Here is a 7,815-nt window from a genome sequence, read left to right as displayed (position 1 = left end):
ACCCCTCACCCCGCACGACCCCGCTCCTGACCGGCCCACCGGCCGGTCGTCCCTCCAGGAGGACCGCGCATGACCCAGGTGCTGCCCACCGCGCAGCCCGCGCCGACGTCCACGTCCGGTGCCCGGATCTTCTCGGGCATGCAGCCGACGTCGGACTCGCTGCAGCTCGGCAACTACCTCGGGGCGCTCACGCAGTGGGTCGCGCTGCAGGAGACGCACGACGCCATCTACTGCGTCGTCGACCTGCACGCCCTGACCGTCGCGCCCGACCCGAAGGTGCTGCGCGAGCGCACGCGGCGCACCGCGGCGCAGTACCTCGCCGCGGGCGTCGACCCGGAGCGCTCGATCCTGTTCGTGCAGTCGCACGTGCCCGAGCACGCCGAGCTCGCGTGGGTCCTGTCGTGCCACACGGGCTTCGGCGAGGCCGGTCGCATGACGCAGTTCAAGGACAAGTCCGCCAAGCAGGGCACCGAGGGGACCACCGTCGGGCTCTTCACCTACCCGGTGCTCATGGCGGCGGACATCCTGCTGTACGACACGCAGCTCGTGCCGGTGGGGGAGGACCAGCGCCAGCACCTCGAGCTCACGCGCGACCTCGCGCAGCGCCTCAACTCGCGCTTCGGCCGCGGCACCGTCGTGGTGCCCGAGCCGCACATCGTGTCGGCCACCGCCAAGATCTACGACCTGCAGGACCCGACGTCGAAGATGAGCAAGTCGGCGGAGAGCCCCAACGGCCTCATCGAGCTGCTCGACGACCCCAAGGTCGTCGCGAAGCGCATCCGTTCCGCCGTGACCGACGCCGAGCGCGAGATCCGGTACGACGTGGCCGCCAAGCCGGGCGTGTCGAACCTGCTGACGATCTTCTCGGCCCTCACCGGACGCACGATCGCCTCGCTCGAGCAGGACTACGACGGCAAGGGGTACGGCGACCTCAAGAAGGACCTCGCGGACGTCGTCGTCGACTTCCTCACGCCGTTCCAGGAGCGCGTCCGGCACTACCTGTCGGACCCCTCGGCGCTCGACGACGTGCTCGCGGACGGCGCCGACCGCGCCCGCGACCTCGCGACGCCCACCCTCGAGCGGATCTACGAGCGCTCGGGCCTGCTGCCGCGGCGGCGGACGCGCGCATGAGGCTGCCCCGGGCGGGTGCGGGCGAGACGGTCGTCGGGGTGGCGCTCGCGATCCCCGAGCCGTTCCGCACGCAGCTGCACGACGCACGGGTGCGCTTCGGCGACCCCGAGGCGCACAACATCGTGCCGCACGTGACGCTGGTGGGCCCGACGCCCGTCGCCGACGACGCCCTGACCGCGCTCGACGAGCACCTCGCGACCGTGGCCGCGCGGCACGCGCCGTTCGGCGTCGTGCTGCGCGGGACCGAGACGTTCCGTCCCGTCTCGCCCGTGGTGTTCGTCGCCCTCGCGCGTGGCGCGGCGTCGTGCTCCGCGCTCGAGGAGGCGCTGCGCGCGGGCCCGCTCGACGTGCCGTCGGCCTTCCCGTTCCACCCGCACGTCACCGTCGCGCACGACCTGGACGACGCGGCGCTCGACGAGGCGCAGCGGGACATGGCCGACTACGAGGCGGCCTTCGACGTGACGCACCTGCACCGGTTCGTGCACGACGGGTCGGCCTGGCGTCCCGTCCAGCAGTTCGCCCTCGGAGCAGCCGTGGGCGACCGCGGCACCGGCGCGTCCGGGACGCCGCGTCCGTCCTGACGCCGGCGGGCGTGGTGCAGGACGCCCGGGTCCGCGGCACCGGATGCCGTGCCCGGGAGCCCCACCTAGATTCGGCGCATGGAGCGTCACCACCCGCCCGAGTCCGTCGTCCGGCCGCCCGCGGGCGCGGGTGAGGCGCACCGTCACGCCGCGGAGCGCGCCCCCGACCCGCAGGGACCGCGGTGGAGCCCGGGCCTCGCCGGCGTCGTCGAGCGGGCGCGGGCCGTGCTCGCGTGGTGGCAGCGCACACGCGCCGCACGTGCCAACGCGCGGTTCGGCGCCGCGGGCGGCGGCCTGCTCACGGGCGGCATCGCGTACGCGACGCTGTTCTCGGTGTTCGCCGGGCTGACGATCGGCTGGACCGTGTTCATGGCCGTCCTCGGCGGTGACGAGACGCTGCGGCAGCGTGTCCTGGACACGGCCGCGTCCTCCCTGCCCGGGCTCGTCGACACGGGCGACGGGCAGGGCATGCTCGACCCGTCGGACCTGCAGATGACCACCGGCCTGAGCATCGCCGGCGTGATCGCGTTCGTCGTGCTGCTGGTCAGCGCGATCTCCGCGGTCGCCGCGCTGCGCACCGCGGTGCGGGCGATGTTCGCGGCGCACGACCAGGTGAACGCGGTCGCGGGCAAGCTGCGCGAGCTCGGCGGGTTCGTCGCGATCGGTGCGGCGGTGCTCGTGTCGGCGCTCCTCGGGCTCGCGGTCACGACCGCGGCCGACTGGCTCCTGGGCGCGCTCGGCTGGTCCGACGGCACGGGCCTCGTGGTGCGCGTGCTCGGTGTGCTCGTGGCGTTCGTCGTGGACGCGGGCGTCTTCGTCATGGTCGTCCGCGTGCTGGCCGGGCAGCACCCGCCGCGGCGTGACCTGCTGGGCGGTGCCGCGATCGCGGGCGTCGGCCTCGGGGTGGTGCGGGTGCTCGGGACGTCGGTCGTGGCGGGCTCGGTCGACCGCAACCCGGTGCTGGCGTCGTTCGCGGTGGTCGTCGTGCTGCTGCTGTGGATCAACCTGATCGCCCGGATCGTGCTGCTCGCGGCCGCCTGGACGGCGGACCCGCCCCCGGCGGCCACGGACCCGGCCGGTGCGCACGACGCCGCCGAGGCACCCGGACGGCGCTGAGCGGGCGCCCGCGGACGTGCGACGGCCCCGTCGGTCACGGGGACCGACGGGGCCGTCGCGGGCGCGTGGGCGGCGTCAGAAGGCGCGGGTGATCATCGCGCGCTTGACCTCCTGGATCGCCTTGGTGACCTCGATGCCGCGCGGGCACGCCTCGGTGCAGTTGAAGGTCGTGCGGCAGCGCCACACGCCCTCCTTGTCGTTGAGGATCTCGAGGCGCTGCGTGCCGCCCTCGTCGCGGCTGTCGAAGATGAACCGGTGCGCGTTGACGATCGCGGCGGGGCCGAAGTACTGCCCGTCGGTCCAGAACACGGGGCAGGACGACGTGCACGCGGCGCACAGGATGCACTTGGTCGTGTCGTCGAACCGCTCGCGCTGCTTCGGGGACTGCAGGCGCTCCTTGGTGGGCTCCGTCCCCGTGGTGATGAGGAACGGCATGATCTCGCGGTAGGAGGCGAAGAACGGCTCCATGTCGACCACGAGGTCCTTGACCACGGGCAGGCCCTTGATGGGCTCGACCACGATCGGCTTGGACGGGTCGAGGTCCTTGAGCAGCGTCTTGCAGGCGAGGCGGTTGCGGCCGTTGATCCGCATCGCGTCCGAGCCGCAGATGCCGTGCGCGCACGACCGGCGGAACGTCAGCGAGCCGTCCTGCTCCCACTTGATCTTGTGCAGCGCGTCGAGCACGCGGTCGGTGCCGTGCACGTCGACCGTGAACTCGTCCCAGCGCGGCTCGGCCTCGAACGGCTCGCCGAACGTGGGGATCGCGTCGTCCGACGGCAGGAACCGGCGGATCTTCAGCGTGACCTGGAAGGACGGCACGGCGCCGGCCTCGGGTGCGGGGGCGTCCAGGGTGGCGGTCATCAGTACTTGCGCTCCATCGGCTGGTAGCGGGTGACGGTGACGGGCTTGGCGCCGAGGACGAGCTGGTACCCGTCGAACTCCTCGGCCCGGGAGAACGCCCCGTCGTCGTCGCCCACGGTGACGGCACCCGTGGCGAGCGGGCGGCGGTACGCCATGGTGTGCTGCATGAACCTCGCGTCGTCGCGCTGCGGGAAGTCCTCGCGGAAGTGACCGCCGCGGGACTCCTCGCGGTTGAGCGCGCCGACGACGACGGTCTCGGCGATGTCGAGCAGGAAGCCCAGCTCGACGGCCTCGAGCAGGTCGGTGTTGAACGTGCGGGTCTTGTCCTGCACCGAGACGGCCTCGTACCGCTTGCGCAGCGCCTTGAGGTCCTCGAGCGCCTGCGTGAGGGACTCCGCGGTGCGGAACACCTGCGCGTTGGCGTCCATCGTCTCCTGCAGCGCGCGGCGGATGTCGGCGACCCGCTCGCCGTCGGGGCGCGTGCGGATCGTCTCGAGCTCGGCCTCGACGGTCGTCGCGGGCGACTCGGGCAGCTCGACGAACGACGCGGTCGCGGCGTACGCGGCGGCCGAGCGGCCGGCGCGCTTGCCGAACACGTTGATGTCGAGCAGCGAGTTGGTGCCCAGCCGGTTGGAGCCGTGCACCGAGACGCACGCGACCTCGCCGGCGGCGTACAGGCCCTTGATGACGTCGTCCGCGTTGCGCAGGACCTCGCCCTCGATGTTGGTCGGGATGCCGCCCATCGCGTAGTGCGCCGTGGGGTACACGGGCACGGGCTCGGTGTACGGCTCGATGCCGAGGTACGTGCGCGCGAACTCCGTGATGTCAGGGAGCTTGGCGTCGATGTGCGCGGGCTCGAGGTGCGTGAGGTCGAGCAGGACGTAGTCCTTGTTGGGTCCCGCGCCGCGACCCTCGCGCACCTCGTTGGCCATCGACCGCGCGACGATGTCGCGCGGTGCGAGGTCCTTGATGGTGGGGGCGTAGCGCTCCATGAAGCGCTCGCCCTCGGAGTTGCGCAGGATGCCGCCCTCGCCGCGCGCGGCCTCCGACAGCAGGATCCCCAGGCCCGCGAGGCCCGTCGGGTGGAACTGGAAGAACTCCATGTCCTCGAGCGGGATGCCGCGGCGGTAGGCCAGCGCCATGCCGTCGCCCGTGAGGGTGTGGGCGTTCGACGTGGTCTTGAAGATCTTGCCGGCGCCGCCGGTCGCGAACACGACGGCCTTGGCCTGGAAGACGTGGATCTCCCCGGTCGCGAGCTCGTACGCCACGACGCCCGAGACGTTGACCTCCTCGCCCGCGGGCACGTCGCCCGCCGCGAGGTCGTGGTCGACCAGCAGGTCGAGCACGTAGAACTCGTTGAAGAACTCGACGTCGTTCTTGACGCACTGCTGGTACAGGGTCTGCAGGATCATGTGGCCCGTGCGGTCCGCCGCGTAGCAGGACCGGCGCACCGCGGCCTCGCCGTGGTTGCGCGTGTGCCCGCCGAACCGGCGCTGGTCGATGCGGCCCTCGGGCGTGCGGTTGAAGGGCAGGCCCATCTTCTCCAGGTCGAGCACCGCGTCGATGGCCTCCTTGGCCATGACCTCGGCGGCGTCCTGGTCGACGAGGTAGTCGCCGCCCTTGACGGTGTCGAACGTGTGCCACTCCCAGTTGTCCTCCTCGACGTTGGCGAGCGCGGCGCACATGCCGCCCTGCGCCGCACCCGTGTGGGAGCGCGTCGGGTAGAGCTTGGAGATGACGGCCGTGCGCACACGGGTCGAGGACTCGAGGGCCGCGCGCATGCCGGCGCCGCCCGCGCCGACGATGACGACGTCGTACTGGTGGGTCTGCATCGGCTGGGATGCCTTCCTTCGCTGGGGGGCGTCCGGTCGGGGCGTCCGGTGGGTCAGGCCGTGCAGAACGACGGCAGGAGGGAGGCCGGGCTGTTCGGCGGGCACGGGTCGAACGTGAAGATCACGAGCGTGCCGAGCGTCACGACCAGCACGGTCGCGACGTACAGCGCGACCTTGAGCACCATGCGCGTCGTGTCGCGCTCGGCGTAGTCGTTGATGATCGTCCGGACGCCGTTGGTGCCGTGCAGCATCGCGAGCCAGAGCATCAGCAGGTCCCAGACCTGCCAGAACGGCGACGCCCACTTGCCGGCGACGAAGCCGAAGTCGATCGCGCTGATGCCGTCGCCCACCATGAGGTTGACGAACAGGTGGCCGAAGATCAGCACGACGAGGACGACGCCCGACGCGCGCATGAAGACCCAGCCGTACAGCTCGAAGTTGCCGCGGGTCGTGCGGCGCGACGGGCCGGGGCGCGAGGCGCGCGGGGCCTTGGGGTCGGCGACGGCACTCATCAGTGGCCCCCGAAGACGTTCATCAGGTGACGCGGCAGGAAGCCGGCCATCGTCACGACGAGCAGACCCATGACGACCCAGAGCATGACGCGCTGGTAGCGCGGGCCCTTGGCCCAGAAGTCCACGAGGATGATGCGCAGCCCGTTGAACGCGTGGAACACGATCGCGAGCACGAGCCCGGCCTCGCCCAGACCCATGATCGGGTTCTTGTACGTGCCGATGACGTCGTTGTACGCCTCGGGGGACACGCGCACGAGCGCGGTGTCCAGGACGTGCACGAGCAGGAAGAAGAAGATCGCGAAACCGGTGATGCGGTGCGCGACCCACGACCACATGCCTTCGCGCCCGCGGTAGAGCGTTCCGGCCGGCCGCGGTGGCGCGGTGGGCGCTGAGGACACGGTGGGGGGCCTCCTGTGGCGAGTCAGCGTGCGGACGTCGGTGTCCTGACGTGTCCCTCACTGTAGTGACACGGACCGCTCGCCCGCCCCGCCTCGGTGGGTCCGAAGGCCCACGCAGGTGATGTTTGTGACCAAGCCCACAGGCCGCGTCGCCCGGGTCGGGACCTGGGTCCGTCGCGCCGACCAGGGGATCCGGGCGCGGCGCGGGCGTCGGCGCCCTCGCGTCGTCGGGGCTGGGAGCGGGACCCCGCGGTCGCTACCGTTACGCCATGTCCGACGCACCCCTGGCCGACTTCCACGCCGTCGTCCCCGCCGGGGGAGCGGGCACCCGCCTGTGGCCGCTCTCGCGCGCCGGGCACCCCAAGTTCCTCCTCGACCTGACCGGCAGCGGCCGCACGCTGCTGCAGGCGACCGTGGACCGGCTGCTCCCGCTCACCGGGCCGGGCAAGGTGCTGGTCGTCACGGGCGTGCGGCACGCCGCGGCGGTCGCCGCGCAGCTGCCCGAGGTCGGCGCCGACGACGTGCTCGCCGAGCCGAGCCCGCGCGACTCGATGGCCGCGATCGGCCTCGCCGCCGCGGTGCTCGCGCAGCGGCACGGCCCGGACGTCGTGCTCGGCTCCTTCGCCGCCGACCACGTCATCACCGAGCAGCCGGCGTTCGAGGCGACCGTGCGCGAGGCCGTCGAGGTCGCGCGCACGGGCAAGGTCGTCACGGTCGGGATCCACGCGACCGAGCCGTCCACGGGCTTCGGCTACGTGCGCAGCGGCGCGGCGCTCGACGTCGCCGGCGCACCGCACGCGCACCACGTCGCCGGCTTCACCGAGAAGCCCGACGCGCAGACCGCCGCGGAGTACCTCGCGACCGGCGAGTACAGCTGGAACGCCGGCATGTTCGTGGTGCGGGTCGGCGTGCTGCTCGACCACCTCGCCGCCCAGCTGCCCACGCTGCACGACGGCCTGCGGGCGATCGCGGCGGCGTGGGACACCCCCGAGCGCGACGCCCGGCTCGCCGACACGTGGCCGGGGCTCACCAGGATCGCGATCGACCACGCGATCGCCGAGCCCGTGGCCGCCGCGGGCGGCATGGCGGTCGTCCCCGGCACCTTCGGGTGGGACGACGTCGGCGACTTCGCGTTCCTCGGGGCGCTGCTCGACGCCGGTCCGGGCGGCGCGACGCTCGGCACGGCGGACGACGTGCTGCGCCTCGGCTCCGACGGTGCGGTCGTCGCGACCGGCGGGCGCACCGTGACCGTCGTCGGCGTGCCGGACGCGGTCGTCGTCGACACGCCCGACGCCGTGCTGGTCACGACGCGCGCGCACGCGCAGCAGGTCAAGCAGGCCGTCGACGCGTGGCGCGAGCGCGGGCGCGACGACCTGCTCTGACC

8 protein-coding genes are annotated in these 7,815 nt (G+C 72.7%); 4 read left to right on the top strand and 4 right to left on the bottom strand.

Annotation, left to right across the window (positions count from 1 at the left end; translation table 11 throughout):
- Positions 1–69 precede the first annotated feature (69 nt).
- The 3 genes from trpS to ATM99_RS03460 all read left to right on the top strand — a co-directional run bounded on the left by trpS (position 70) and on the right by ATM99_RS03460 (position 2,828).
- A complete protein-coding gene (gene trpS, locus ATM99_RS03470) occupies positions 70–1,131 on the top strand; it encodes a tryptophan--tRNA ligase (protein ID WP_062101539.1) in 1,062 nt (353 codons plus the stop codon).
- On the top strand, positions 1,128–1,712 hold the full coding sequence (locus ATM99_RS03465) for a 2'-5' RNA ligase family protein (protein ID WP_062101538.1): 585 nt from the start codon (positions 1,128–1,130) through the stop codon (positions 1,710–1,712). The genes trpS and ATM99_RS03465 overlap by 4 nt, the downstream gene beginning before the upstream one ends.
- A 78-nt stretch (positions 1,713–1,790) precedes the next feature.
- A complete protein-coding gene (locus ATM99_RS03460; RefSeq protein ID WP_062101537.1) occupies positions 1,791–2,828 on the top strand; it encodes a YihY/virulence factor BrkB family protein in 1,038 nt (345 codons plus the stop codon).
- 75 nt (positions 2,829–2,903) lie between these two features.
- Here ATM99_RS03460 and ATM99_RS03455 read toward each other — a convergent pair whose 3' ends face one another.
- The 4 genes from ATM99_RS03455 to sdhC are packed head-to-tail and all read right to left on the bottom strand — an operon-like array spanning position 2,904 to position 6,431.
- The gene (locus ATM99_RS03455) at positions 2,904–3,689 is read right to left on the bottom strand and encodes a succinate dehydrogenase iron-sulfur subunit (RefSeq protein WP_062101536.1); all 786 of its coding nucleotides are present in this window, start codon (positions 3,687–3,689) and stop codon (positions 2,904–2,906) included.
- Positions 3,689–5,521 carry a succinate dehydrogenase flavoprotein subunit gene (gene sdhA / locus ATM99_RS03450; protein WP_062101535.1) on the bottom strand — a complete coding sequence of 611 codons (1,833 nt, stop codon included), beginning with the start codon at positions 5,519–5,521 and terminating at the stop codon, positions 3,689–3,691. The genes ATM99_RS03455 and sdhA overlap by 1 nt, the downstream gene beginning before the upstream one ends.
- A gap of 53 nt (positions 5,522–5,574) precedes the next feature.
- Positions 5,575–6,033: a succinate dehydrogenase hydrophobic membrane anchor subunit gene (locus ATM99_RS03445; RefSeq protein WP_046530329.1), complete on the bottom strand. Its 459-nt coding sequence runs from the start codon at positions 6,031–6,033 to the stop codon at positions 5,575–5,577.
- Positions 6,033–6,431, bottom strand: coding sequence for a succinate dehydrogenase, cytochrome b556 subunit (sdhC, locus tag ATM99_RS03440; protein ID WP_082659206.1), 399 nt, complete (start codon positions 6,429–6,431; stop codon positions 6,033–6,035). The genes ATM99_RS03445 and sdhC overlap by 1 nt, the downstream gene beginning before the upstream one ends.
- A gap of 269 nt (positions 6,432–6,700) precedes the next feature.
- Between sdhC and ATM99_RS03435 the strand changes: the two genes are divergently transcribed.
- Positions 6,701–7,813 carry a mannose-1-phosphate guanylyltransferase gene (locus ATM99_RS03435; RefSeq protein ID WP_062101533.1) on the top strand — a complete coding sequence of 371 codons (1,113 nt, stop codon included), beginning with the start codon at positions 6,701–6,703 and terminating at the stop codon, positions 7,811–7,813.
- Positions 7,814–7,815 lie beyond the last annotated feature (2 nt).

The organism is Cellulomonas sp. B6 (assembly GCF_001462455.1).
Taxonomy (GTDB): domain Bacteria; phylum Actinomycetota; class Actinomycetes; order Actinomycetales; family Cellulomonadaceae; genus Cellulomonas.
Note: the sequence above shows the minus strand (reverse complement) of the source record. Positions and strands in the feature narration are given on the sequence as shown.